General features: G+C 73.2%; 24 protein-coding genes. 4 read left to right on the top strand and 20 right to left on the bottom strand.

The genetic code is table 11. The annotated features are described in order from the left end of the window. The 12 genes from hisI to LTT61_RS27075 all read right to left on the bottom strand — a co-directional run bounded on the left by hisI (position 1) and on the right by LTT61_RS27075 (position 12,152). Positions 1–345 (bottom strand): phosphoribosyl-AMP cyclohydrolase, encoded by a 345-nt coding sequence (gene hisI / locus LTT61_RS27130; RefSeq protein ID WP_233016845.1) that lies wholly within the window; start codon positions 343–345, stop codon positions 1–3. Further along, on the bottom strand, positions 342–1,292 hold the full coding sequence (locus LTT61_RS27125; protein WP_233016844.1) for a TIGR03564 family F420-dependent LLM class oxidoreductase: 951 nt from the start codon (positions 1,290–1,292) through the stop codon (positions 342–344). The genes hisI and LTT61_RS27125 overlap by 4 nt, the downstream gene beginning before the upstream one ends. Before the next feature lie 64 nt (positions 1,293–1,356). Continuing rightward, complete coding sequence (gene hisF, locus LTT61_RS27120; protein WP_233016843.1) at positions 1,357–2,130, bottom strand: imidazole glycerol phosphate synthase subunit HisF; 774 nt, start codon at positions 2,128–2,130, stop codon at positions 1,357–1,359. Between the two features lie 13 nt (positions 2,131–2,143). Next, positions 2,144–2,971, bottom strand: a complete 828-nt coding sequence (locus tag LTT61_RS27115; protein ID WP_233016842.1) for an inositol monophosphatase family protein — start codon at positions 2,969–2,971, stop codon at positions 2,144–2,146. A gap of 104 nt (positions 2,972–3,075) precedes the next feature. Further along, positions 3,076–3,807, bottom strand: a complete 732-nt coding sequence (gene priA / locus LTT61_RS27110) for a bifunctional 1-(5-phosphoribosyl)-5-((5-phosphoribosylamino)methylideneamino)imidazole-4-carboxamide isomerase/phosphoribosylanthranilate isomerase PriA (protein ID WP_233016841.1) — start codon at positions 3,805–3,807, stop codon at positions 3,076–3,078. A 58-nt stretch (positions 3,808–3,865) separates the two neighbouring features. Beyond that, on the bottom strand, positions 3,866–4,495 hold the full coding sequence (gene hisH / locus LTT61_RS27105) for an imidazole glycerol phosphate synthase subunit HisH (RefSeq protein ID WP_233016840.1): 630 nt from the start codon (positions 4,493–4,495) through the stop codon (positions 3,866–3,868). Continuing rightward, a complete protein-coding gene (hisB, locus tag LTT61_RS27100; RefSeq protein WP_233016839.1) occupies positions 4,492–5,106 on the bottom strand; it encodes an imidazoleglycerol-phosphate dehydratase HisB in 615 nt (204 codons plus the stop codon). The genes hisH and hisB overlap by 4 nt, the downstream gene beginning before the upstream one ends. 16 nt (positions 5,107–5,122) lie before the next feature. Next, complete coding sequence (locus LTT61_RS27095; RefSeq protein ID WP_233016838.1) at positions 5,123–6,277, bottom strand: histidinol-phosphate transaminase; 1,155 nt, start codon at positions 6,275–6,277, stop codon at positions 5,123–5,125. Beyond that, complete coding sequence (hisD, locus tag LTT61_RS27090) at positions 6,274–7,611, bottom strand: histidinol dehydrogenase (protein ID WP_233016837.1); 1,338 nt, start codon at positions 7,609–7,611, stop codon at positions 6,274–6,276. The genes LTT61_RS27095 and hisD overlap by 4 nt, the downstream gene beginning before the upstream one ends. Positions 7,612–7,755: 144 nt before the next feature. Continuing rightward, positions 7,756–9,342 (bottom strand): serine/threonine-protein kinase, encoded by a 1,587-nt coding sequence (locus tag LTT61_RS27085; RefSeq protein ID WP_233016836.1) that lies wholly within the window; start codon positions 9,340–9,342, stop codon positions 7,756–7,758. 167 nt (positions 9,343–9,509) lie between these two features. Continuing rightward, positions 9,510–11,261: a penicillin-binding transpeptidase domain-containing protein gene (locus LTT61_RS27080; RefSeq protein WP_233016835.1), complete on the bottom strand. Its 1,752-nt coding sequence runs from the start codon at positions 11,259–11,261 to the stop codon at positions 9,510–9,512. Positions 11,262–11,309: 48 nt separating this feature from the next. Next, the gene (locus LTT61_RS27075; RefSeq protein ID WP_233016834.1) at positions 11,310–12,152 is read right to left on the bottom strand and encodes an arylamine N-acetyltransferase family protein; all 843 of its coding nucleotides are present in this window, start codon (positions 12,150–12,152) and stop codon (positions 11,310–11,312) included. 109 nt (positions 12,153–12,261) lie between these two features. Here LTT61_RS27075 and LTT61_RS27070 point away from each other — a divergent pair, with 109 nt between their 5' ends. Beyond that, entirely contained in the window at positions 12,262–13,440 is a 1,179-nt protein-coding gene (locus LTT61_RS27070; RefSeq protein ID WP_233016833.1) for a winged helix DNA-binding domain-containing protein, read from the top strand. Here LTT61_RS27070 and nadC read toward each other — a convergent pair. The 3 genes from nadC to nadA are packed head-to-tail and all read right to left on the bottom strand — an operon-like array spanning position 13,437 to position 16,980. Beyond that, a complete protein-coding gene (gene nadC / locus LTT61_RS27065) occupies positions 13,437–14,297 on the bottom strand; it encodes a carboxylating nicotinate-nucleotide diphosphorylase (protein ID WP_233016832.1) in 861 nt (286 codons plus the stop codon). The two genes, LTT61_RS27070 and nadC, sit on opposite strands and share 4 nt — an antisense overlap. Positions 14,298–14,329: 32 nt before the next feature. Then, entirely contained in the window at positions 14,330–15,964 is a 1,635-nt protein-coding gene (locus LTT61_RS27060) for an L-aspartate oxidase (RefSeq protein WP_233016831.1), read from the bottom strand. Then, positions 15,961–16,980, bottom strand: a complete 1,020-nt coding sequence (gene nadA, locus LTT61_RS27055) for a quinolinate synthase NadA (protein WP_378646089.1) — start codon at positions 16,978–16,980, stop codon at positions 15,961–15,963. Before nadA ends, LTT61_RS27060 begins: the two co-directional genes overlap by 4 nt. 82 nt (positions 16,981–17,062) lie before the next feature. On the opposite strand from nadA, the gene LTT61_RS27050 reads away from it, so the two are divergent. Then, on the top strand, positions 17,063–17,758 hold the full coding sequence (locus LTT61_RS27050; protein WP_233016829.1) for an NUDIX hydrolase: 696 nt from the start codon (positions 17,063–17,065) through the stop codon (positions 17,756–17,758). On the opposite strand, the gene LTT61_RS27045 is transcribed toward LTT61_RS27050, so the two are convergent. From LTT61_RS27045 to bioB, 4 genes are all read right to left on the bottom strand, one after another. Next, positions 17,742–18,479: a hypothetical protein gene (locus LTT61_RS27045; protein WP_233016828.1), complete on the bottom strand. Its 738-nt coding sequence runs from the start codon at positions 18,477–18,479 to the stop codon at positions 17,742–17,744. The two genes, LTT61_RS27050 and LTT61_RS27045, sit on opposite strands and share 17 nt — an antisense overlap. 125 nt (positions 18,480–18,604) lie before the next feature. After that, entirely contained in the window at positions 18,605–19,249 is a 645-nt protein-coding gene (locus LTT61_RS27040; RefSeq protein WP_233016827.1) for a DUF2567 domain-containing protein, read from the bottom strand. A gap of 11 nt (positions 19,250–19,260) precedes the next feature. Further along, entirely contained in the window at positions 19,261–19,503 is a 243-nt protein-coding gene (locus LTT61_RS27035; protein ID WP_233016826.1) for a hypothetical protein, read from the bottom strand. A gap of 8 nt (positions 19,504–19,511) precedes the next feature. Further along, positions 19,512–20,525, bottom strand: coding sequence for a biotin synthase BioB (gene bioB / locus LTT61_RS27030; protein WP_233016825.1), 1,014 nt, complete (start codon positions 20,523–20,525; stop codon positions 19,512–19,514). Positions 20,526–20,638: 113 nt separating this feature from the next. Between bioB and LTT61_RS27025 the strand changes: the two genes are divergently transcribed. Both LTT61_RS27025 and LTT61_RS27020 read left to right on the top strand, forming a co-directional pair. Then, positions 20,639–21,250, top strand: a complete 612-nt coding sequence (locus LTT61_RS27025) for a TetR family transcriptional regulator (RefSeq protein ID WP_233016824.1) — start codon at positions 20,639–20,641, stop codon at positions 21,248–21,250. A 530-nt stretch (positions 21,251–21,780) separates the two neighbouring features. Then, positions 21,781–22,815, top strand: coding sequence for a helix-turn-helix domain-containing protein (locus LTT61_RS27020; protein ID WP_233016823.1), 1,035 nt, complete (start codon positions 21,781–21,783; stop codon positions 22,813–22,815). 326 nt (positions 22,816–23,141) lie between these two features. On the opposite strand, the gene LTT61_RS27015 is transcribed toward LTT61_RS27020, so the two are convergent. Continuing rightward, positions 23,142–23,975 (bottom strand): alpha/beta hydrolase, encoded by an 834-nt coding sequence (locus LTT61_RS27015; RefSeq protein ID WP_233016822.1) that lies wholly within the window; start codon positions 23,973–23,975, stop codon positions 23,142–23,144. Positions 23,976–23,991 lie beyond the last annotated feature (16 nt).

The following is a 23,991-nucleotide window of genomic DNA, read 5'->3' as shown; positions in this document are numbered from 1 at the left end:
TCAGCGCTCGGCGAGCAGCCGGTCGCCGTCGAAGCAGGTGTGCGTGCCGGTGTGGCAGGCGGCGCCCTCCTGATCCACGACCAGCAGCACGGTGTCGCCGTCGCAGTCCAGCCGCACCTCGTGCACGTACTGGGTGTGCCCCGAGGTCTCGCCCTTCACCCAGTACTGCTGCCTGGAGCGCGAGTAGTAGGTGGCCTTGCGCGTCGCCAGGGTGCGGGCCAGCGCCTCGTCGTCCATCCAGGCCACCATGAGCACCGCCCCGGTGGCCTTCTCCTGGGCCACCGCGGACACCAGCCCCGCCTCGTTGCGCTTGAGGCGGGCGGCGATCGTCGGGTCCAGGCTCATGCTGTCTTTATACGGGACCGGTTCAGCTCGCCGAGCAGCCGCCAGGTGCGGCGCCGGTCGGCCTGGGTGGTGAGGTCGGTCTGGGTGAAGATCACGTCGGTGGCGCCCGCGTCGAAGTACTCCGCGATCCGGGCGGCCACCGTCTCCTCGTCGCCGAGCACCACCAGCTCGGCGGCGGCCCGCGCGCCGGAGAGCTCGACGGTGCGCCGGTAGGAGGGGATGGTGTCGTAGAACGCGGTCTGCGCGGCCGCCGCCGCCCGCGCCGCCCCGAGGTCGGCGGTGACCACCCCCGGCACCGCGATCGCGACCCGCGGCCGCGGCCTGCCCGCCCGCTCGGCGGCGGCGTGCAGCGGCGCGATCACGTGCTCGGCCAGCGCGGCTGGCCCGATCAGGAAGGGCAGCGTGCCGTCGGCCAGTTCGCCGGTGACCCGCAGCGCCTGCGGGCCCATCGCGGCCACCAGGATCGCGGTGTCGGTGCGCGCGCCTGCCACCGCGCCCGGCATCGGGGTGACGGCGGTGATGGTCTCGCCGCGCAGCTCGGCGACGCCGGTGCCGATCACCGAGCGCAGCGCGGTGATGAACTCGCGCAGCCGGGTGATCGGGCGCTCGTCCGGAGCCCCGTAGGCCGGGCCCGAGATGGCGGCCGCGCCGAGCCCGATGCCGAGCGTGAAGCGGCCGCGCGCCGCGGCCTGCGCGGTCTGCGCCTGGCTCGCGACCAGCAGCGGGTGCCTGCCGATGATCGGCACCACCGAGGTGCCGACCTCGAGGCCGGGCACCTCGCGGCCGACGATCCCGGCGACCGCGATCGCGTCGTGGCTGAAGGTCTGGCCGAGCCAGAGCGAGGCGAGCCCGACGGCCTCCGCCTCCCGGCCCAGCGAGACGGCGGCGTCGACGGCATTGGCGGCGGCGCCGAGCGCGACGGGGGACAGTGCGATTCCGATACTCACATCAGGCTGCAACGGCGTTCCGCCGCAATCGAATTCCCCGGCTTCGGCAGGGGGTGATTCTTATTCAGCGCACCACGATGTTCTGGTCCCGCAGCGAATCCTTGACGTTCCCGATGGTCAGCTCGCCGAAGTGGAAGACGCTGGCCGCGAGCACCGCGTCCGCCCCGGCGTGCACCGCGGGGGCGAAGTGCCCGACCGCGCCCGCCCCGCCGCTGGCGATCACCGGCACCGCCACCGCGGCCCGCACCGCGCGGATCATCAGCAGGTCGAACCCGGCCTTGGTGCCGTCCGCGTCCATGGAGTTGAGCAGGATCTCGCCGACGCCGAGCTCGGCGCCGCGCTCGGCCCACTCGACCGCGTCGATCCCGGTGCCGCGCTTGCCGCCGTGCGTGGTGACCTCCCAGCCGGACGGGGTGTCCGGCTGCCCGTCCGGGACCGTGCGGGCGTCCACCGAGAGCACGATGCACTGCGAGCCGAACCGCTCGGACATCTCGCGCAGCACCTCGGGGCGCGCGATGGCGGCGGTGTTCACCGAGACCTTGTCCGCGCCTGCCCGCAGCAGCCGGTCCACGTCCTCGACGGTGCGCACGCCGCCGCCGACGGTGAGCGGGATGAAGATCTGCTCGGCGGTCCTGGTGACCACGTCGATCATGGTGCCGCGGTCACCGGTGGAGGCGGTGACGTCGAGGAAGGTGAGCTCGTCGGCGCCCTGCGCGTCGTAGGTCGCGGCGAGCGCGACCGGGTCGCCCGCGTCCCGCAGGTTCTGGAAGTTCACGCCCTTGACCACCCGGCCGGCGTCCACGTCCAGGCACGGGATGACCCGCACGGCCAGCGTCATGTCGGCACCCTTCTCATCCGTCCTCGGCGACCGTGCAGATCATCGCGAGCAGCTCGGCGTGCACGCCGGGCGCGGCGGCGAGCACCGAGCCGGAGGTGATGGTCCACGGCTCGCCCGCGATATCGGTGACCACCCCGCCCGCGGCCCTGACCAGCGCGACGCCCGCCGCGTTGTCCCACGGGTGGTGGCCGAAGACGATCGCGCCGCCGAGTACGCCGTGCGCGGTGAAGGCGAGGTCGATCCCGGTGGAGCCGTGCATCCGGACCCGGGAGGAGAGCCTGCTCAGCGGGCCGAGCAGGTCGAAGCGGAACTGTCCGGGGATGCGGCCGCGGGAGTCGACGTTGAAGGCGCCGAAGCCGATCATGGATTCGCCGAGCGCGGCCTGCGCCAGCGGGGGCAGCGGGACGCCGTCGACCAGCAGCGGGCCGCCCGCCGCCGCGGCGTAGCGGCGGTTCAGCAGCGGCAGCCAGGTGAGCCCGAGCACCGGTTCGCCGTCCCGGACCAGGGCGAGCAGCATGCCGGAGAGCGGGTGCCCGGCGGAGTAGTTGAAGGTGCCGTCGATCGGGTCCAGCACCCAGGCGGCGCCGGAGGTGAGCTGCGGCCCGCCGTACTCCTCGCCGTGCACCTCGATGCCGGTGCGCTCGCGCAGCGCGGCGCTCACCGTGCGCTCGAGTTCCAGGTCGAGTTCGGTCGCGAAGTCGTTGCGGCCCTTGGTGACCGCGCTCGGCGCGCCGATCCCCTCGACGAACCGCGGCGCCACCTCGTCCAGGATGGTGGCGGCAGTGTCGAGCAGCGTGCCGAGATCGGCGTCGGCCACGGTGGCCTGCTCGCGCGGGCTCATCGACGGGGCTCCGCACTCGCGCGCGGGGCCGCGGGTTCGCGCGGGTCGGCGAGTTCGCGCGGAGGTGCCTGGCGCGCCGCGGCCTTCGAGGTCGAGACCACTGCTCAGCGCACCGCCGCCAGCGCCTCGGGCAGCGTGAAGCGCCCCGCGTACAGCGCCTTGCCGACGATCGCGCCCTCGACCCCGTCGCCGACCAGCTCGGCGATGGCGACCAGGTCGTCCAGGGTGGAGACGCCGCCGGAGGCGATCACCGGGGCGTCGGTCGCGCCGGCGACATCGCGGAGCAGGTCCAGGTTGGGGCCGGTCAGGGTGCCGTCCTTGGTGACGTCGGTGACGACGTAGCGGGTGCAGCCGTCGCGCTCCAGCCGCTCCAGCACCTCCCAGAGGTCGCCGCCGTCGCTCACCCAACCGCGGCCGCGCAGCCGGTGCTCGCCGTCCACGATCCGCACGTCCAGCCCGACCGCGACCCGCTCCCCGTACTCGGCGATGGCCTTGGCGCACCAGACCGGATCCTCCAGCGCGGCGGTGCCCAGGTTCACCCGCGCGCACCCGGTGGCGAGCGCCGCGCGCAGCGAATCGTCGTCCCTGATGCCACCGGAGAGCTCCACCTTGACGTCCAGCTCACCGACGACCCCGGCCAGCAGCTCGCGATTCGACCCGCGCCCGAACGCGGCGTCCAGGTCGACCAGGTGCACCCACTCGGCCCCCGCCTCCTGCCATGCCAGCGCCGCCTCCCTCGGGGAGCCGTAGCTCGTTTCGCTACCGGCCTCTCCCTGCACGAGGCGCACGGCCTCACCATTGGCGACATCGACCGCGGGCAGTAGTACGAGACTCACTCGAGGCAGCTTAGTCGGGCGTGCGGAGCGGCCCGGCCTGGGGGTTTGGCACCGGGATTCAGAGGGCGCGGATCCAGTTGCGGAGCAGCGCGGCGCCGGCGTCGCCGGACTTCTCCGGGTGGAACTGGGTGGCGGAGAGCGGGCCGTTCTCGACGGCGGCGAGGAAGCGGCCGCCGTGGTCCGCCCAGGTGAGCCGGGGCGCGGCGATGTGATCGGCGGGGGGGAGGTCCCAGGTGCGGGCGGCGTAGGAGTGCACGAAGTAGAAGCGGGTCTCGGGGTCGAGGCCGTCGAAGAGGACGCTGTCCGAGGGGGCGTCGACGGTGTTCCAGCCCATGTGCGGGAGGACGGGGGCCTCGAGCCGGTCGACGGTGCCCGGCCACTCGCCGCAGCCGTCGGCCTCGACGCCGAACTCGACGCCGCGGTCGAAGAGGATCTGCATGCCGACGCAGATGCCGAGCACCGGGCGGCCACCGGCCAGCCGCTGCCCGATCAGCCGCTCGCCGCGCACCGCGCGCAGCCCGGTCATGCAGGCGGCGAAGGCGCCGACGCCGGGGACCACGAGCCCGTCGGCGGCGAGCACGGTGTCCGGGTCGGCGGTGACGGTCACCTCGGCGCCCGCGCGGACGAGCGCGCGCTCGGCGGAGTGCAGGTTGCCGGAGCCGTAGTCCAGCAGCGCGACGGAGGTCACAGCACGCCCTTGGTGGAGGGGACCCCGGTGATCCGCGGGTCCGGCTCGACGGCGGCGCGCAGCGCGCGGGCCACCGCCTTGAACTCCGCCTCGGTGACGTGGTGCTGGTCGCGGCCGTAGAGCACCCGGACGTGCAGCGCGATCCGCGCGTGCGAGGCCAGCGATTCGAAGACGTGCCGGTTGAGCACGGTCGAGTACGGCGCACCGGGGCCGGAACCGGGGATCACCGCGTGCAGCAGGTGCTCGGGCTCGCCGGTGTGCACGCAGTAGGCGCGGCCGGAGACGTCGACCGCGGCGTGCGCGAGCGTCTCGTCCATGGGGATCCAGGCGTCGCCGAAGCGGCGGATCCCGGCCTTGTCGCCGAGTGCCTGCCCGAGCGCCTGGCCGAGCACGATGGCGGTGTCCTCGACGGTGTGGTGCGCCTCGATGTCGATGTCGCCCTGTGCCCGCACGGTCAGGTCGAAGCCCGCGTGCGCGCCGAGCGCGGTCAGCATGTGGTCGTAGAACGGCACGCCGGTGCTGATCTCGGTGCGGCCGGTGCCGTCGAGGTCGAGCTCGACCAGGATGTTCGATTCCCTGGTGACGCGCTCCACCCGCGCGGTTCTGCTCATCGGGCTCCCTCCGGTGTCATCGCGGCACGAGGTCGCCGGTGAGTCCGGCGCTCACTCGCAGGAATTCGTCGTTCTCGGCGGCGAGGCCGATGGTGGCGCGCAGGTGGCCGGGGATGCCGACGTCCCGGATCAGCACGCCGCGGTCCAGGTACCGCCGCCAGGTGGCCGGTGCGTCGGCGAACCGGCCGAAGAGCAGGAAGTTGGCATCGCTCGGCACCACGTCGAAGCCGAGCGCGGCGAGCTCGGCCGCCACCCGGTCGCGCTGCGCGGCGAGCTCGGCGACGCTGCCGAGGGTTTCTCCGGCGTGCCGCAGCGCCGCGCGGGCGGCGGCCTGGGTGACCACCGAGAGGTGGTACGGCAGCCGGACCAGCAGCAGCGCGTCGACGACGGCGGGCGCGGCGACCAGGTAGCCGAGCCTGCCGCCCGCGAAGGCGAAGGCCTTGCTCATGGTGCGGCTGACCACGAGCTTGGCCGGGTACCGGTCGATCAGCCCGATGGCGCTCGGCTGCGCGGAGAACTCGGCGTATGCCTCGTCGACCACGACGATGCCGGGCGCGGCGGCCAGGATGCGCTCCAGCTCGGGGGCGGGGACGCTGTGCCCGGTGGGGTTGTTCGGGCTGGTCACGAAGACGACGTCGGGGCGGCGCTCGGCGATGGCGGCGAGCGCGTGGTCCACGTCGAGCGAGAAGTCGCCCGCCCGCTTCGCCTCGATCCACGCGGTGTCGATGCCCTCGGAGATGATCGGGTGCATCGAGTACGAGGGCACGAAGCCGAGCGCGGTGCGGCCGGGGCCGCCGAACGCCTGGAGCAGCTGCTGCAGGATCTCGTTGGAGCCGTTCGCGGCCCACACATTGGCGGTGTCGACCGCGATGCCGGTCTGCTTCGTCAGGTACGCGGCGAGATCGGTGCGCAGCGCGACCGCGTCGCGGTCCGGGTAGCGGTGCAGCTCGGCGGCGGCGGTGCGGACCGCCTCGGCCACGTCGTCGACCAGCGCGCGGGTCGGCGGGTGCGGGTTCTCGTTGGTGTTGAGCTGCACCGGGACGCTGAGCTGCGGGGCGCCGTAGGGCTGCTTGCCGCGCAAGTTGTCCCGCAGCGGCAGGTCGTCCAGCCCGATGCCCGAGCCGGGGACCGCGGCGGCGTGAAGGCGCTGGTCGTCCGGGGTAACGGTCACGACAGCGCCTCGAAGCGGGCCCGCACGGCCTGGCCGTGCGCGGGCAGGTGCTCGGCGTCGGCCAGCGCGACGACGTGCCCGGCGACGTCCTTCAGCGCGGCCTCGGTGTACTCGACCACGTGGATGCCGCGCAGGAAGGTCTGCACGCTGAGCCCGGAGGAGTGCCGCGCGCAGCCCGCGGTGGGCAGCACGTGGTTCGAGCCCGCGCAGTAGTCGCCCAGGCTGACCGGGGCGTACGCGCCGACGAAGATCGCGCCCGCGCTGCGCACCCGGGCGGCGACGGCGGCGGCGTCGGCGGTCTGGATCTCCAGGTGCTCGGCGGCGTAGGCGTTCACCACGCGCAGCCCCTGGGTGATGTCGTCGACCAGCACGGTGCCGGACTGGGTGCCGGTGAGCGCGGTGCGCACCCGCTCGGCGTGCTCGACCACCGGCAGCTGCGCGGTGAGCGCGGCGTCCACCGCGTCGGCCAGCGCCGGGCTGTCGGTGACCAGGACGCTGGCGGCGAGCACGTCGTGCTCGGCCTGGCTGATCAGGTCGGCGGCCACGTGCACCGGGTCGGCGGTGGCGTCGGCCAGGATGGCGATCTCGGTGGGGCCCGCCTCGGCGTCGATCCCGACCAGCCCGCGGCAGAGCCGCTTGGCGGCGGTGACGTAGATGTTGCCAGGCCCGGTGATCAGGTCGACCGGGGCCAGCGGCTGCCCGTCGGTGTCGGTGCCGCCGTAGGCGAGCAGCGCGACGGCCTGCGCGCCGCCGACCGCCCACACCTCGTCGACGCCGAGCAGCGCGGCCGCGGCCAGCACCGTCGGGTGCGGCGAGCCGCCGAACTGTTTCTGCGGCGGCGAGGCCACCACCAGCGATTCCACCCCGGCGGCCTGTGCGGGCACCACGTTCATCACCACGCTGGACGGGTAGACGGCGTTGCCGCCCGGCACGTACAGCCCGACCCGCTCGACCGGAACCCAGCGCTCGGTGACGATCCCGCCCGGCACCACCTCGGTGACCGTGTCGGTGCGGCGCTGATCCGCGTGCACCCTCCGCGTCCGCTCGATCGCGACCTCCAGCGCGACCCTGACCTTCGAATCGAGCCCCGCCAGCGCCTCGGCGAGCGCCTTCGCGGGCACCCGGACCGCGGCGGGGGCGACCCCGTCGAACTGCTCGCCGTACTCCAGCGCGGCGGCGGCGCCGCGATCCCGCACCGCCTCCACCACCGGCCGCACCCGCGGCAGCACCGAGTCCACGTCGACTCCCCCGCGCGGCAGCGCGGAGCGCAGCTCGGCCACGGCGGGAGTGCGACCGCGCAGATCCACGCGGGCGAGCTCGATGGGTGTGGTCATCTCGGGGTGCGGTCCTGTCTCGAGGGGGCGGATCGGCAGCGTGCGTCCGGCTACCAGCCTATCCGTCCCGCGCACGCGCTTTTTCCCTGGCCGCCTGCGGCAGGCGCGCCGAGTGGCCGCCGTCACCCGGCGGCGCGCGCGGACCTAGCGGGTGTCGCTGTCGATCAGCAGCTTGCCGCTGCCGGAGCCGATCACCCGCAGCGTGACCGCCTCGGTCTGCCCGCTGATGGTGAGGCTGGCGACGCGCATGTCGATGGAGCCGTCGTCGTTGTTGGCCCGGGACGGGGCGTCGATATTGGCGAAGGTGTCGATGGTGCGGGAGCGCCAGTACTGCCGGAACTCCGACTCGGAGCCGTAGACCTTCTGCGCGGCCGGGGTGAGCAGCGACCAGTTGCTCGCGGGGCTGCTGTAGAAGTCGACCACCAGCTGGGCGGCGGAGCCGAGGTCGACGGTGGCGGCGCTCGGCGTCTGGCCGATGGCGGCCGGCGCGGCCGAGCTGGTGGCGGGGCCCGCGGGGGCGCTGATCGACGAGGTGCTCGCCTGCGCCTGGTTCCCGGAGGAGTCGTCACCGCCCATGGTGGTGAAGAGGACCGCGGCGACGGCGGCGATCGCGCCGAGCCCGGCGCCGATCAGCACGGCGGTGCGCTTACCGGAGCCGGAGCCGGCATCCGGCGCGGGCTGCGGGTGCGCGGCCGTGCGCGGATGGGACGCCGTCTTCGGATGCCCCGGGCCGCGCGAGCCGGTGCCGTTGCGCTGGCCGCCGGGGTTGCCGGGGCCGCCCTGGCCGCCGTTGCGCGGCGAGGTCGGGCGCGAATGCCGTTGCGGCGGAGGCGGGGTCGCGGTGCGCACCCCGGCGCCGCCGCGCTGCTGCTCACGGCCGCCGTACGCCTCGGAGGCGGGCACGAACCCGGCGGGCACCGGCTCGGCACCGGCCTCGGCGAGCGCGGCCAGCCGGGCGCGGGAGGTGCGCATGGTCGGCCGCCGCTCCGGATCCGGATCGAGCAGCTGGAGCAGGAAATCGGTGGCGGGCCCGGCATTCCGCGGCTCGCTGACCTGGCCGTTGGCCGCCGCGTAGAGCACGGCGAGCGGATTGGCGCTCGCGCCGTAGGGCGGCTCGCCCTCCAGCGCGTGGAAAAGCGTTGCGCCGAGCGCGAAGACGTCCGCGGAGGGGGTGGGGTCGGCGCCGCGGGCCACCTCGGGGGCGAGGTAGGCGGCGGTGCCGCAGATCAGCCCGGTCTCGGTGAGCGTGACGTCACCGGTGGCGCGGGAGATGCCGAAGTCGGTGATCTTCACCGTGCCGTGGTCGTCGAGCAGGATGTTGCCCGGCTTGACGTCGCGGTGCACGATGCCCGCCTGGTGCGCCGCGATCAGCGCGGCGGCGACCTGCTCGCCGATCCTGGCCACCTGGGTCAGCGGCAGCGTGCCCTGGGCGGAGATGACCGCGGCCAGGCTGCGCGACTTCAGGTACTCCATGACGAGGCACGGGTCACCGTTGTGCTCGGTGATGTCGAACACCACGATGGCGTTCGGGTGCTGGAAACGGGCGGCGTTGCGCGCCTCACGGAATGCGCGCTGGCGGACCACTTCCCGGTCGGCCTGCGGAAGGCTCGGCTTGATGTGGATCTGCTTGACCGCGACCGAGCGCTGCAACCGCTCGTCGAGGGCACGCCAGACCACGCCCGTGCCGCCGCTACCAATCCGCTCGACCAGGCGGTAGTGTTCCGCGATCAACTGACCGGTATCGATGGCTTCTACTCCGAACCTTCTCGAAATCGTGACAGCGCGCGGCTCGACATCCGCGCGTTCGACGCCAAGTGTAGCGGGCATGTGATCCCGAGTCGGCGTCAGCGGTGGTTTATCTCGCGCCGGTCACGATACCGTGTTCCCATACGTTTTCGCTATCGCACTGCCCGGAGCATGCGCCCGGCCGCCGCCACCGCGGGCTCGGAACTGCCCGCGTCCGCGACGAACACGGCGAACGCCAGATCCCCGTCGATGCCGACGAACCAGCCGTGCGCCGCGGAGTTGTCGCCGTACTCGGCGGTACCGGTCTTGCCGAGCAGGCCGGGAATGTCACGCAGCGCGGTCGCGGTGCCCGCGGTGACCGTCTCCCGCATCATCGATCGCACCTCGTCGGCGACCCCGGCGGGCAGCGCGGGCGGGGTGCGGTCAGGGGTGCCGGGGCGGCCCTGCACGAGCGCGGGGGCAGGCACCGAGCCCTGCGCGAGCGCGGCGGCGACCAGCGCCATGCCGAAGGGCGAGGCGGTGACCTGCCCCTGCCCGATCGACGCCTCCACCCGCTGCGCCGGGGTCTCGGCGGCGGGCACCGAGCCGGTGACGGTGGTCAGCCCGGGGGTGACGTAGTCGATGCCGAGCCCGAGCTGGGCGGCGGCGTCGGCGAGCGCGGTGGCGGGCAGCCCGACGGCGAGCGCGGCCATGGTGGTGTTGCAGGAGCGGGCGAAAGCGGTGTGCAGCGGCACCCGGCCCAGGTCGAAGTTGTCGTCGTTGGGGATCCGCCTGCCCTCGATGTCCGCGCTGCCCGGGCAGGGCAGCACGGTGTCCGGGGTGGCGGCGCCCGCCTGCAGCGCGGCCGATGCGGTCACCGTCTTGAAGGTGGAGCCGGGCGGGTAGAGGCCGGTGAGCGCGAGCGCGCCCTGCGCGTCGGCCGCCGCGTTCTGCGCCACCGCGACGACGGAGCCGGTGGAGGGCCGCAGCGCGACGATCGCCGCCGGGGTGCGGATCGGGGCGAGCGCGGCCTCCGCCGCCAGGTGCAGCGCCGGTTCCAGGGTGCTCGCGAGGGCGGCGGCGGCGCGCGGCGGGCGGCCCGCGACCCGGCGGGGGCCCTGCGCGGTCTCCGCCTGGATCCACCAGCCCGCGGCGTCGTCGGCCTCCTGCTGCCAGAGTTCGGCGAGCCCGTTCAGGGGTGGCCCGGACAGTGCCCGGTCCACGGTGAGCAACCGGGTCTGCGGGGCGAGGGTGACGCCGCGCAGCGCGCTCAGCCGGTCCTGGATCGGCGCGATGTCGGCGGCGCGCAGCGACACCGCGGTGACGGCTCGGCCCTGCGCCGCGGCCAGCTCGGTGTCGAGGGTCTGCGCGGTGATGCCGGGGGCGGCCGGGCCGAGCAGCGCGGCGACGCCCGCGGTGTCGGCGTCGGGGGCCAGGTTCACCAGGGTGACGGTCTGCTCGGTCATCAGCTCGCCGCCGGCGGCGTCCAGCACCGGGACCGGGTCGCCGTAGGCCGTCGAGTACTCCAGCGGGCCGGTGTCCAGGCCGGGCGCGACGGTCGCCGGGCTCCACTTCACCCGCCAGCCGTCGTCGGAGTCGGCGGCGAGCCCGGAGGTGGTGTACTGCCACAGGTTTCGGCCGCCCGGGCCGAGTCTCCAGGTGACGTCGAGGGTGAAGTCGCTGCCCTCCGCGGAGCGCACGGTGACCTCGTTCTCGGTGCCGAGTGCCCGGTACAGCCCCTCGAGCACCGGAATCGCGGCGTTCTGGTCGGTGGTCAGCCGGGCCGCGGCGGCGACGTCGTCGCGCTGCAGCGCGTCGGCGAACTCACCGGCCACGGTGTCCGGCTGGGACGGCCCGGAGCAGCCGGCCAGCCCGAGACCGAGCACGGCGAGCACGACCAGCGGTCGGCGGAGAGGAGAGCGCACGCGGGGAGAGTAACGCCGGAAGGCCCCGGTATGCGGGACGAAGCCCACTCAGTCCCGGACAGTCGCGACGAGCCGCGCCGAATCCGCGGCGTTCAGCTCGATCTCGAAGACCTCGGCCAGCACCTTCGGCAGCTCGTCCGGCTCGAGTTCGCGGGATTCCGCTCGACCGTCCGGGTACTCGGCGGTCCAGGTCTTGCTGTCCAGGATGTGGTGCACCTCCGGGTGGAAGCGCTGCGCGAAGACGCGGCGGGTGAAGGGCGAGCGCGGCGAGGTCGCGACGAAGTGGTTCGCCACCTCGTAGTCGATCGGGTACTGCGCCGCCTCGGTGAAGGTGTAGCGGTCGACCCAGCCGTCTTTGGCGAACTGGTGCAGCACCCAGAGCTCGGGCAACCGCTCCAGGCGGAAGCGCCAGTCGCCGAGCGCGAGTTCGCCGCGCTCGGTCAGCGGGTAGGCGGCGAGCGGGCCTGCGCCGAAGCCGACGTCGGCGATCAGCGGGTGCTCCGACTCCGGCACCCGGACGGCGAGCAAGGCGTGCGTTGCCGGTCTGGTCGGCACCTCCACCGGGCCAGCCGCGCCCATGGTGACCCGGCCGGCGAGCGCGGTGAAGTCGAAACCGAAGCGCTCCAGTGCCGCGGCGAACAGCACGGCGTTCTCGTAGCACCAGCCGCCGCGCGGGCTCCGGACGAGCTTGCGCTGCAACGACTCCGGGTCGAGCGGTACCGGGCGGCCGAGCAGGGTCTCCAGGTTCTCGAACGGGATGGCGGTGGTGTGCGCGCGGATCAGGGCGTGCAGGGCGGTTTCCGTGGGTTCGCGCGCACCGTCGTAGCCGATGCGGGCGAGGTAGGCGTCCAGGTCGAGAGCATCGCCCTGCCAGGGTGTCGGTGACGTCATCGGGCCTCCTCGCCGCGGTGCGGCGCCCGGGTGCGCGCCTCGTTCGCGACAACCGCGAAACTCGCACAGGTGTTCCCGCCCTGTCACCGCCCCTGGTTACGCTGCGCGCATGCACGCGATGGATACGGCTCAGCGGCGGGCGCGGCTCGCCGTGCGGCACCGGCTGGCGCACGAGGCCCGCACCGCGGACGTGGTGCGGGTGGTGCGTTCGATGGTGGCGCTGCACGCCACCGACCCGGCGACCGTCTTCCTCTCCACCGCCGCGCGCGGCCACGGGCTCACCCCCGGGGACCTGGAGGCGGCGCTCTACGACCGGCGCGAGCTGGTGCGGCTGCTCGGCATGCGGCGCACCATGTTCGTCGTCCCGACCGAGCTGGTCCCGGTGCTGCAGGCGGCCTGCGCGGACGCGCTCGCCGTCACCCAGCACCGCAACTACACGCGCCTCCTGAGCAAGGCCGGGGTCGGCGACGGCGATACCGCGGCGTGGCTGGACGAGGTCGCCGAAGAGACGCACCGCGCCCTGCTCGAGGCCGGTTCGGCGACCGGCGCGCAGCTCGGCAAGCTGGTGCCGCGGCTGGCGACCAAGGTCGACCCGACCCCGGAGAAGGCGTACTCCAAGCCGGGCGCGATCACCACCTGGGTGCTGGTCCTGCTCGGCGCGCAGGGCCGGATCGTGCGCGGCCGCCCCGGCGGCACCTGGGCGGGCAGCCAGTACCGCTGGGAACCCATCGAATCCTGGCTTCCGGCGGGCGTTCCCGCGATCCCCCTGGTTGAGGCGCGCGCGACCCTGCTCCGAGCGTGGCTGCGCGCCTTCGGCCCCGCCCCCTTCTCGGACCTGGTGTGGTGGACCGGCTGGTCCCAGCGCGACGTCACCGCGGCGCTGACCGGGGTGCAGACCGTCGAAGTCGACCTGGACGGCGTGCCGGGGCTGCTCCTCGCCGACGACCTCGAGCCGGTCGCGGAGCCGGAGCCGTGGGCCGCCCTGCTCCCGCACCTGGACCCGACCCCGATGGGCTGGAAATCGCGCGACTGGTACCTGGGCCCGCACGGCCCCGCGCTCTTCGACCGCTTCGGCAATATCGGCCCCACCGTCTGGTGGAACGGCCGGATCGTCGGCGGCTGGGCCCAGCGCCGGGACGGCGAGCTCGCCTGGCGGCTGCTGGAGGAGGTCGGCGCCGACGCCGACACCGCGATCACCGCCGAGGCGGAGCGCATGCGCGCCTTCTACGGCGAGGTGCGGGCCATCCCGCGGTTCCGCACCCCGCTGGAGAAGGAGCTGTCGGGCTAGATGTCGAGCCCGAGGTCGAGCACGGTCACCGAGTGGGTGAGCGCGCCGACGGCGAGGTAGTCGACGCCGGTGCGGGCGTAGTCGGCGGCGACGTCGATGGTGAGGCCGCCGGAGGACTCCAGCTCGGTGCCGGGGGCGACGGCGTTGCGGCGCTGCACCGCGGCCTGGGTCTGCCAGAGCGGGAAGTTGTCCAGCAGGACCAGCTCCGGGTGCTCGGCGAGCACCGCGTCCAGCTGCTCCAGGCTGTCCACCTCGACCTCGCAGGGCAGGCCGGGCGCGGCGGCGCGGACCGCGCGCAGCGCGGCGACGACCGAGCCCGCGGCGGCGACGTGGTTGTCCTTGATCAGCGCGGCGTCGCCGAGCCCCATGCGGTGGTTCACGCCGCCGCCGACCCGCACCGCGTACTTCTGTAGCGCGCGCAGCCCGGGCAGGGTCTTGCGGCTGTCCCTGATCCGGCAGCCGGTGCCGTCGACGGCGTCCACCCAGGCGGCGGTCGCGGTGGCGATGCCGGAGAGGTGGCAGAGCAGGTTGAGCAGGGTGCGCTCGGCGGTGAGCAGGGCGCGGGTGGGGGCGACGAGCTCCAGCGCGGCGTCGCCGGGGGCGACGCGGGCGCCGTCGGCGAGCCGGGCGGTCACCTCGTAGCCGTCCGCGCCGAGCACCTCGTCCAGGACCAGGAGCCCGACGTCGAGCCCGGCCACGGTGCCCGGTTGCCTGGAGACCACGCGGGCCTTCACGGTGGCGTCGGCGGGGACGGTGGCGGTGGTGGTGACGTCGGGGCCGTAGCGCAGGTCCTCGTGCAGGGCGGTGCGGACGAGGGCGAGCAGATCGTCGCGGTCGAGTGCGGGGTCGAGGGTCATCGGTCTTCCTCGGGGAGTCGGGGTCGGGAGGGTCAGGAGGCGGTCGGGACGGCCGGGTCGGCGGCGCCGGCCGGGACCGGCGTGCCGTCCGGGCCGAGCACGAAGCGGGTGCTGTGTGCCTGCGCCGCGACGGTGCCGGGGTGGTCGGAGCGGGTGTGGCAGCCGCGGCTCTCGGTGCGCAGCGCGGCCGCGGCGAGCAGGGCCTTCGCGGTCAGCGTGAGCGCGGCGTCCTCCACCGCCGTGATCCGGCGGGCCGCGGCGGCGTCGACGCCCGACGGGTGCCGGTCGTCCGGAGCCACCGGACGGCTCAGCTCGGCCAGCCGGCGCCGCGCCCGGTCCAGTCCGTCGGCGTCGCGGACGACCGACGCGTGCGCGGTGGCCAGCCGCTGCACGGCGGCGCGCGGCGCGACCTCGGCGGCGCCCCGCCCGACCTCGGTCACCTCGGCCGCGGCACCGCGCCGCTCGACCGCCGCCGCACCGGCCCGCTCGCCGACGACCAGCCCCTCTAGCAGACTGTTCGAGGCCAGCCGGTTGGCGCCGTGCAGCCCGGTGCGCGCCACCTCGCCCGCCGCGTACAGCCCGGGAACCCCGGTCCGGCCCTCGGTGTCGGTGACGACCCCGCCGCACTGGTAGTGCGCGGCCGGCGCGACCGGGATCGGGTCGGTGCGCGGGTCGATCCCGGCGGCCAGGCAGGAGGCGGTGATGGTCGGGAACCGCGCGGCGAACCCGGCGATGCCGGTGGCGTCGAGCAGGACGTGGTCGGCGCCGGTCTCGCGCATCCGCGCGGCGATGGCCAGCGAGACCACGTCGCGCGGCGCCAGGTCCCCGCGCGGGTGCACCCCCGCGGTCACCGAGCGCCCCGCGAGGTCGACGAGCACGCCACCCTCGCCCCGGACCGCCTCGCTGATCAGCGGCCTGCGCCCGAGCCCGCCGGGGGTGTAGAGCACGGTCGGGTGGAACTGCACGAACTCCAGGTCGGCGACGGCCGCCCCGGCCCGCAGCGCCAGCGCGACCCCGTCGGCGGTGGCGCCGTCCGGGTTCGTACTCAGCGCGTACAGCTGCCCGAGCCCGCCGGTGGCGAGCAGCACCGCGGGCGCGTGCACCACGCCGGTGCCGCGCTCGGAGATCACCAGCACGCCGCGCACCCCGTCGGCACCGAGCAGGACCTCGCCCGCCGCCGCGCCGAAGAGCACCGGCAGCCCGGCGGCGCGCAGCGCCCGCTGCACCTCGGCGCCGGTGGCGTCGCCGCCCGCGTGGATGATCCGGCGGATGCTGTGCCCGCCCTCCCTGGTGCGCGCCACCCGGCCGTCCCGGCCCAGGTCGAAGACGGCGCCGAGGTCGGTGAGCGCCGCGACGGCAACCTGCCCACCGGCCACGATCGAGCGCACCGCCGCGGCGTCGCAGAGCCCGGCGCCCGCCGCGACGGTGTCCCGCACGTGCGCGTCGACCGAGTCGCCCTCCGGCGCGACCACCGCGATGCCGCCCTGCGCGTACTGGGTGGCGGTGTCGGCGGGGCCGCCCTTGCTCAGCGTCAGCACCCGCAGCCCGCGCAGCGAGGCGGTGCGGGCCGCGGTGAGCCCGGCGACGCCGCCGCCGATCACCACCAGATCGGCGGCGGCCTCCCAGTCGACGGCGACCGGAACCGTGCGCGGGACGAACCCGGTCACTCCCCGCCGCCGGGGTTGCCGATCGCGATCATGCGCTGCACCGAGCCGCGGCCGAGCGCGGCCACCTCGGCGTCGACGTGCACCTCGTCGGCGCCCTCGACCAGGCAGCGCAGCAGCGCGGCCGGGGTGATCATCTTCATGTAGCGGCAGGAGGCGCGGTCGTTCACGGCCTGGAAGTCGATGCCGGGCGCGGCCTTGCGCAGCTGGTGCAGCATGCCGATCTCGGTCGCGACCAGCACCTGCGACGACTTCGCCGCCTTCGCCTGCTCGATCATCCCGCCGGTGGAGAGGATGTGCACCCGGTCGGCCGGGAACGATCCCTCGCCCGCGAGGTACAGCGCCGACGTCGCGCAGCCGCACTCCGGGTGCACGAACAGCTCGGCGTCGGGGTGCGTGCGCGCCTGCTCGGCGAGCTCGTCGCCGTTGATGCCGGCGTGCACGTGGCACTCCCCGGCCCAGATGTGCATGTTCGCCCGGCCGGTGACCCGCTTGACGTGCGCGCCGAGGAACTGGTCCGGCAGGAAGAGCACCTCGCGCTCCGGGTCGATGGAGGCGACCACGTCGACCGCGTTCGACGAGGTGCAGCAGATGTCGGTGAGCGCCTTCACCTCGGCGGTGGTGTTCACGTAGGAGACGACGACGGCGTCCGGGAACTCGGCGCGCCACGCGCGCAGCTCGTCGCCCTTGATCGAGTCGGCCAGCGAACAGCCCGCGCGCTGATCCGGGATCAGCACGGTCTTCTCCGGGCTGAGGATCTTGGCGGTCTCGGCCATGAAGTGCACGCCGCAGAAGATGATGGTCTCCTCCGGCACCTCCGCCGCCAGCCGGGAGAGCGCGAGCGAATCGCCGACGTGATCGGCGATGTCCTGGATCTCCGGCAGCTGGTAGTTGTGCGCCAGGATGGTGGCGTTGCGCGCCTTCGCCAGCCGCCGCACCTCGGCGGCCCACTCCGGCCCCGCCTGCACGCCCTCGTACCCCTCGGGCCCGTCCACGACCTGTTCCATCAGTGCTGGCATCGCCATGACGGCTCCTTCCTCGTGCGCCGGCCCTCGTCGCCGGATTCGCACCGAACCAGGTTTTCGACTTACAATCGAAAACGTGACCCATAGTAGCACCATCCACGAATCGCTCACCGCGGTGTTCCAGGTTCGCGACGTTTCCGCAGGTCGCCGACCCGAGCTCGCCGTCCTGCTCTGGGAGCGCGCGCTCGACCCGCAGCGGGGCACCTGGTCGCTGCCGGGCGGAAAACTGCGCGCGGACGAGGATCTGGACGCCTCGGCCGCCAGGCAGCTGGCCGAGAAGGTGGACGTGCGCGAGCTCAGCCACCTGGAGCAGCTCTCGGTCTTCAGCGCACCGGACCGGGTGCCCGGCCCGCGCCGGATCGCCTCGGCCTACCTCGGGCTCGTCCCGATGACCGCCGACCCGCGGCTCCCGGACGACACCGCCTGGCACCCGCTCTCCGCGCTCCCGGTGACCTCGTTCGACCACGGCACGGTGCTGGAGCACGCGCGGAACCGGCTGGCCGCCAAGCTCTCCTACACCAATATCGCCTTCGGCCTCGCCCCCGAGCGCTTCGCCATGTCCACCCTGCGCGAGATCTACTGCGCCGCACTCGGCTACGACGTGGACACCACGAACCTGCAGCGGGTGCTGAGCCGCCGCACGGTGATCACGCCGACCGGCGCCACCGCCGCCCCGGGCCGCAGCGGCGGGCGCCCGGCGGCGCTCTACCGCTTCACCGACTCCGAGCTGCGGGTCACCGACGAGTTCGCGGCGCTCAGGCCACGGAGCTGACCGGCCGGAGCTGCGCGCCCGCGCCCTGGTCGAAGAGCCAGCGCTCGACGGTGTCGGCCGCGACCTGGTGGCCGAGCTCGGCGCTCAGCGTGGCGGTCCAGGCGTCGAGCAGGCCGGTGTAGCGGCCGTAGGTGCGGGCGGGCCAGGCGCCGCCGGTCTTCAGCGAGCGCCAGCCCGCGCGGTGCAGGCTGCGGGCCACCCGGCTGTCCAGGATCCGGCTGCGGTGCACCGGGTTCCCGGCGCCCGCGAAGTAGAGGAACTTGGTGAAGAAGGAGGGGCCGAGGGTGGGGACCAGGCTGCGGTCACCGGGGTAGAGCAGGGCGTAGGCGTGCTCGGGGGCGTCGGCGGCGGCCCGCGCGGCGGCGGTGAGCGCGGCGGCGTAGCGCTCCGGGTCGGCGGCGGCCGCGCGCATCCGCCTGTGCACCAGCCTGCGCCGGGAGCCGGTGCCCCAGGCCATGGAGAGCCACAGCAGCGGCCAGACGCCCTGGTCGGCGGCGGCGAAGACGTGCGCGCGGGTCACGTCGACCTGGCCGGTGTCGGTGCCGTCCACCCAGAGGCAGCCGCCGGGCGCGCCCAGCTTCACCAGGGAGGTGTTCCACCAGTCCAGGTCCACCCGCACCCGCTGGCCGGTGACCATCAGGGCGCGGTCGGCGTAGTCGCCCGCCAGCGCGCGGCGTAGCTCGTCGGGCACCGGCAAGAGGTCGAGCTCGGTCTCCGTCATCTCCCCAGGATCGAGCAGGCGCAGCGGGTTTCGCACCGGACATCCGGGCGGACACGCGGATGTCCTGGCCGCGAATCGGGGCGGAAACGGTGAATGACGTGCGCGCGAACGGATTCTCCGCAGCGTCAGCGCTCCGGCGAGCCGGGGCGGGACCAGCCGGAATCCGGCTGAGCCGTTCGTACCGGGTGCTCCGAACCGAGCGAGTACGCCTCGGCCGCCGGACGGTCCGGGTCGGCGCCCGCCTTCAGCACCGGCTCGCTCTCCCCGAACGGCCCGGTGAACCCGGTGCCGAGATCCTCGGCGGTGCTCAGCGCGGCGAGGAAGAGGACGACCAGCCCGGCCAGCAGCGGCTGGATCAGCAGCGCCTGCCACGCCTCCACCTCGGCGGGCAGCGTGACGATCTGCCCGACGACGGGATCGTCCGGGCGCGGATTGCGCACCTCGGCCACCAGCTCGCCGATATCGGCCATGGCGTAGGCGCCCGCGGCCGAGCCGAGCAGCAGCGCGAGCAGCACCAGCGGCCCGCGCACCGAGCGCGCCCGCCAGGCCGCGACGGCCGAGACCAGCCCGAGCCCGGCGCCGAAACAGACGAAGATCGCCAGCGCGTCGAAGCGGTGCAGGCTCTCGCCGGTGAGTGGCGCGCCGCGGCCGTCGGTGACCACGACGAGGCGCTCGGCGGGGGCGAGGAAGCCCCAGGCGACGCCGAGCAGCGCACCGGCCACCAGCACCCCGACCGCGATCGCGAGCGCACCGCGCAGCTCGCGGCGCATCCGGCCGGCCACTAGCGGCGTTCCAGCGCGGCGGAATCCAGCATCCCGTGCCGGGAGCAGCGCGCCCACCAGCCGTCCGGGCTCACCTGCACCACCATGCGGCGGCCGCACCGCTCGCAGTACCGCGGCGGCTCCAGCCCGAGCGCGGCCGCCGCGGGCAACGCGGCCTCGGCGCCGGGCACGATCGGTGCGCCGGTGAACGGGTTGTAGCGCTCCTCCATGGCCATGACAGTACCCAGTGGTCTCTCGCTCATCGCACCGGTCAGAGCGTTTCGTTCAGTGCCTTGATCGGCATCTTCAGCTCGCCGAGCAGATCCAGATCGCGCTCGGCCGGGCGGCCGAGGGTGGTCAGGTAGTTGCCGACGATCACCGCGTTGATGCCGCCGAGGATGCCCTGCTTCGCCCCGAGGTCGCCGAGCGTGATCTCCCGGCCGCCGGCGAAGCGCAGCATGGTGCGCGGCAGCGCCAGCCGGAAGGCGGCCACCGCGCGCAGCGCGTCGGCCGCCGGCAGCACCTCGAGGTCGCCGAAGGGGGTGCCCGGCCGCGGGTTGAGGAAGTTCAGCGGCACCTCGTCGGGGTCGAGCGCGGCCAGGTCGGCGGCGAACTCGGCGCGCTGCGCCAGGGTCTCGCCCATGCCGAGGATGCCGCCGCAGCACACCTCCATGCCCGCCGCGCGCACCATGCGCAGGGTCTCGAAGCGCTCCTCCCAGCTGTGCGTGGTGACGACGTTCGGGAAGTGTGAGCGCGCGGTCTCCAGGTTGTGGTTGTACCGGTGCACGCCCATGGCGGCGAGCTGGTCCACCTGCTCCTGGGTGAGCATGCCGAGCGAGCAGGCCACCTGGATGTCGACCTCGTTGCGGATCGCCTCCACCCCGGCCGCCACCTGCGCCATCAGCCGCTCGTCCGGGCCGCGCACCGCCGCCACGATGCAGAACTCGGTGGCGCCGGTCTTCGCGGTCTGCCTGGCCGCCTCGACCAGGCTCGGGATGTCCAGCCAGGCCGCGCGCACCGGCGACTGGAAGAGCCCGGACTGTGAGCAGAAGTGGCAGTCCTCCGGGCAGCCGCCGGTCTTCAGGCTGATGATGCCCTCGACCTCGACCTCGGGGCCGCACCAGCGCAGCCGCACCTCGTGCGCCAGCGCCAGCAGCTCCTCCAGCCGGTCGTCGCCGAGCTCGAGCACCTCCAGCGTCTGCTCCCGGTCCAGCCCGGTGCCGCGCTCGAGCACCTGCTCGCGGGCGCGCGCCAGAATGTCGGTGAGCACGGGTGCCTGGGTCATGTGAATCCCTTCTTCGCCGAGGTAGCCCACCGACTTGAACGCCGTTCAGGACTACTTGAACGGCGTTCAGGATAGAGTACGGTCGGGGCCGGGGCGAGACGGGAGGTCGACGGGTGCAGTTGCGCAGGGGCGACGTGGTGGACGGCGCGATCGCCATCCTGGACGAGTTCGGCCTCGCCGACCTGACCATGCGCAGGCTGGCGAGCTCGCTGAGCGTCCAGCCGGGCGCGCTCTACTGGCACTTCCCGAACAAGCAGGCGCTGCTCGGCGCCGTCGCCGACCGCATCCTCGCCCCCATGGAACAGCCGGTGGCGGCCGCGGACTGGGCCGGGCAGCTGGCCGAGCTGGCGCACCGGCTGCGCGACTGCCTGCTCGCCTACCGCGACGGGGCCGAGCTGGTCTCCGCCACCTACGCCTCCCGGCTCACCACCAGCCGCGGGCGGGAACGTTTCGCCGCCGCCGCGCTGCGTGCCGGAATACCGCGGGGGGACGCCGATCTCGCGGCTTTCGCGCTGCTCTACTACGTACTCGGGCAGACCGTCGACGAGCAGTCGCGCATGCAGATGGACTCGGCGGGCGCCTTGGCCGAGCCGGATTCACCGCTCGCCGAGGTGGACGCCGACCCCACCGCGCGCTTCGACTTCGGGCTGCGGTTGTTCGTGGGCGGGGTCAGGAACAGCCTCGAGCGCGCTCACGATCCGGAGTACGTCCCCGAGAGCGAGTAGGTCGTATTCGACCCGGGGCGGGTCAGTCCCAGAGACCGGCGCAAGGAAGCGGCGGAAGGTCGTCAGACACTTCGTCGTCCACACGGACGGCGAATTCAGGGCAGCTCTGCGCCAGTTCGTCGGCGACGTCCCCGGCCTGCTCCGCAGTGGCTCGGTAGGCCAGTCGCAAGGGCCCGGATTCGATTCGAATCCGGCGATTCACGCTCATGGTGTGGCCTCAGCGGGCGTTGTTGTCGGCATAAATCCCCCTGGTTCGAGCGCACTCGACCGACCGGGCCGAAACGGTGGTAACCGGCACCGGGGGCTCCGGTCGAAGCCACCGTTACGCCCGCCGTTGAGTCGTCCGGTGCGCCGCTGAGAGGTTCGCGGCGTCACCCCGGCACCGGCTACCGATGACCACTTTCGCGTTTGCCCTGTTCAGGGGCTATGCCGAATCATCGCGGATCGCTATGCGTCCGGCGCATATCGCGGTACCGCCCAGGCGATTACGCTCACCCCGAACGGCGGGAGGGACCGTTCGGGGGACAGCAATGACACGGGCGCCGAAGCCGCAGCGCTACTGCGCCCACTGCGGCGCTCGGCTGAACAGCTACAACGCCGGAACGCTGTGCAGCCCCTGCGAAGGCGGGACCCATCGCGACCACCATCGTCCGCCGGAAGTGCCGCCAGAGTTCTGGCAGACCGATCGAATGCGGGATGCCTGCGCCACCTGGCATATGGGTCGCGTATTCCACGCTTACCGCACCCACCCATTTCATGGGCGGCAGTTGTCCCAGGAGTCGATGGCGAACCGGCTCGGTCTCACCCAGGCGCAACTCAGTCGCATCGAAAAGGGGACGGCCCCCGAACAGCTGTCCAAGTTGATCCGGTGGGCGGAGGTCCTCGACATCCCGATAGAACTGCTCTGGTTCGAACTGCCGGGACATCGGAACGAACACAGCGGCGTCGTAACGGGCGGACTTCACGATGCGGTCGCATTGGCGCGGTGGCTCATCGCGGACGGTTCCGGACCGGTGCCGCCCGGCGGCTGCCCCGGTGACCTCCAGCGAGTCGGCCGGGCGTTGACGGACGCTCGCCGTTACTTCGACGGCACCGTCGTCGAGTTCTTTCGCCGGCAGCTCACCCGCTGCAAGGCAACCGATGGATCTCTCGGTCCCTCGGAAGCACTGCCACTCACTCTGGCGCTGATCGGAGCGATTCGTCAGCATGTCAGGGATGTTGATCCCGCGGTCCGGCGGCAACTGCTCGCGCTCGGCGCCGACGGTGCGGAATTCGCCGGTTGGCTCTACCGCGATCTGCACGATCCGGTTACCGCCACCTTCCTCTACGACCGGTCGATGGAGTGGGCACAAGCCGCGTGCAGTCTGCCCATGCAGGGGTACGTACTGCTCGAGAAGTCGCAAATGGCCTACGAGACAGGAGACACCGGAGCACTTCTGACACTCGCTCAGGCGGCCGACGAGGGACCATGGCAGCTTCCGGCTCGGATCAAAGCCGAAGTGGTGCAACAGGAAGCGCTCGGCAAGGCGATGCTGGGCGAGCCGTTTACCGCGGTGAACCGCTGATCAGCTCCTTCGACCGGAACACCTTCTGTCTTCGTGCTGCTGTCTGCCATTTCGAAGCGGGAAGACCGCAGATCGCCGCACAGCTGTTCGGTCATGTGCTGACAAGCGGATCGTTGTCCCGTCGCGACGCCGGATTCTTCGGCGCGCGCCAAGCCAAAGCCCTGGCATTGAGCGGCGAGCCGGACGAAGCTGCACGGGTCGCCGTGCGATCTGTCGCTGTTGCCCGTGCGACCCGCTCGGCGCGAACGATGAACGTCGTGGTGGAGGTCGCGCGGGCGCTCGACTCCTGGCGGCACCGACCGATGGTGCGCCGACTGCAGGACGTACTACAGCCCTGACGCCGATCCGGTCGTCAGCCAGTTGGCGACAATCCCGATGACCTCGGCCTGATACGCCCGGCTCTTCGGGTTCAGGTACTGCGGATCGTCGTGAACGGCAAAGCCGTGCTGCGATCCTTCGATCTCCACCAGCTCGACGGGCGCGGTGAACTCGGCGACAGCCGCACGGGAACCGTCGATCGGAACAAGGGTGTCGGCGTTGCCGTGGACGACCAGGGTCGGGGTGCGGATCTCGCCGAGGACTTCGTTCGGCTTCAGCCAGAACACCTCGTTCAGCAGCGGTCGGCCATGTTTCAGGGTCGGCGTGAACCGGACCGCGCCGGTCTCGTCCAGCTCCTTCGCCCGCTCGTCGCCGATGAAGTCGTCGTGCCAGTAGTCACGGCTGTCGATGGTGCGCTTCTTGTAATCGAACTGTGGATTGAGCAGCACCAGCCGCGTCAGTTCGTCCCGCCCCTTTGCCGCGTAGTAGGCACAGACACCACCACCGAAACTGGCACCGAGCACACTGATCTCGGAGGCACCGGTCACCTGGCGCAGTTCGGCAACGGCAACTCGAATGTCGTTGAGGATCGTGGAAAGCGTCAGCTCCTCCTGCCGCCCCTCGCTCTCGCCGTGACCGCGGAGATCGAATCGGAGCGAGGCTACGCCCGCGTCGGCGAGACCATCTGCCAATCGGGTGAAGAACCCGCCCTCCTCCCTGGTGACCCCACCACCGTGGACCAGGACGACGGCTCGGGTCGCGTGACTCTCCGGAGTGACGACGGTGGCACCGAGGCGGAGACCATCGAGGGTGCGAATGCAAGTGGTGCTGGTACTTGGCACGGGCACAGTCAATCAG

The sequence above is a fragment of the Nocardia asteroides genome, from assembly GCF_021183625.1.
Lineage (GTDB): Bacteria > Actinomycetota > Actinomycetes > Mycobacteriales > Mycobacteriaceae > Nocardia > Nocardia asteroides_A.
Note: the sequence above shows the minus strand (reverse complement) of the source record. Positions and strands in the feature narration are given on the sequence as shown.

Coding starts and splice junctions, on each gene's coding strand:
- hisI (WP_233016845.1), bottom strand. CDS start 345: ATGAGCCTGGACCCGACGATCGCCGCCCGCCTCAAGCGCAACGAGGCG.
- hisF (WP_233016843.1), bottom strand. CDS start 2,130: ATGACGCTGGCCGTGCGGGTCATCCCGTGCCTGGACGTGGACGCCGGC.
- LTT61_RS27115 (WP_233016842.1), bottom strand. CDS start 2,971: ATGAGCCCGCGCGAGCAGGCCACCGTGGCCGACGCCGATCTCGGCACG.
- hisB (WP_233016839.1), bottom strand. CDS start 5,106: ATGAGCAGAACCGCGCGGGTGGAGCGCGTCACCAGGGAATCGAACATC.
- hisD (WP_233016837.1), bottom strand. CDS start 7,611: ATGACCACACCCATCGAGCTCGCCCGCGTGGATCTGCGCGGTCGCACT.
- LTT61_RS27075 (WP_233016834.1), bottom strand. CDS start 12,152: ATGACGTCACCGACACCCTGGCAGGGCGATGCTCTCGACCTGGACGCC.
- LTT61_RS27070 (WP_233016833.1), top strand. CDS start 12,262: ATGCACGCGATGGATACGGCTCAGCGGCGGGCGCGGCTCGCCGTGCGG.
- nadC (WP_233016832.1), bottom strand. CDS start 14,297: ATGACCCTCGACCCCGCACTCGACCGCGACGATCTGCTCGCCCTCGTC.
- nadA (WP_378646089.1), bottom strand. CDS start 16,980: ATGCCAGCACTGATGGAACAGGTCGTGGACGGGCCCGAGGGGTACGAG.
- LTT61_RS27045 (WP_233016828.1), bottom strand. CDS start 18,479: ATGACGGAGACCGAGCTCGACCTCTTGCCGGTGCCCGACGAGCTACGC.
- LTT61_RS27040 (WP_233016827.1), bottom strand. CDS start 19,249: ATGCGCCGCGAGCTGCGCGGTGCGCTCGCGATCGCGGTCGGGGTGCTG.
- LTT61_RS27035 (WP_233016826.1), bottom strand. CDS start 19,503: ATGAGCGAGAGACCACTGGGTACTGTCATGGCCATGGAGGAGCGCTAC.
- bioB (WP_233016825.1), bottom strand. CDS start 20,525: ATGACCCAGGCACCCGTGCTCACCGACATTCTGGCGCGCGCCCGCGAG.
- LTT61_RS27020 (WP_233016823.1), top strand. CDS start 21,781: ATGACACGGGCGCCGAAGCCGCAGCGCTACTGCGCCCACTGCGGCGCT.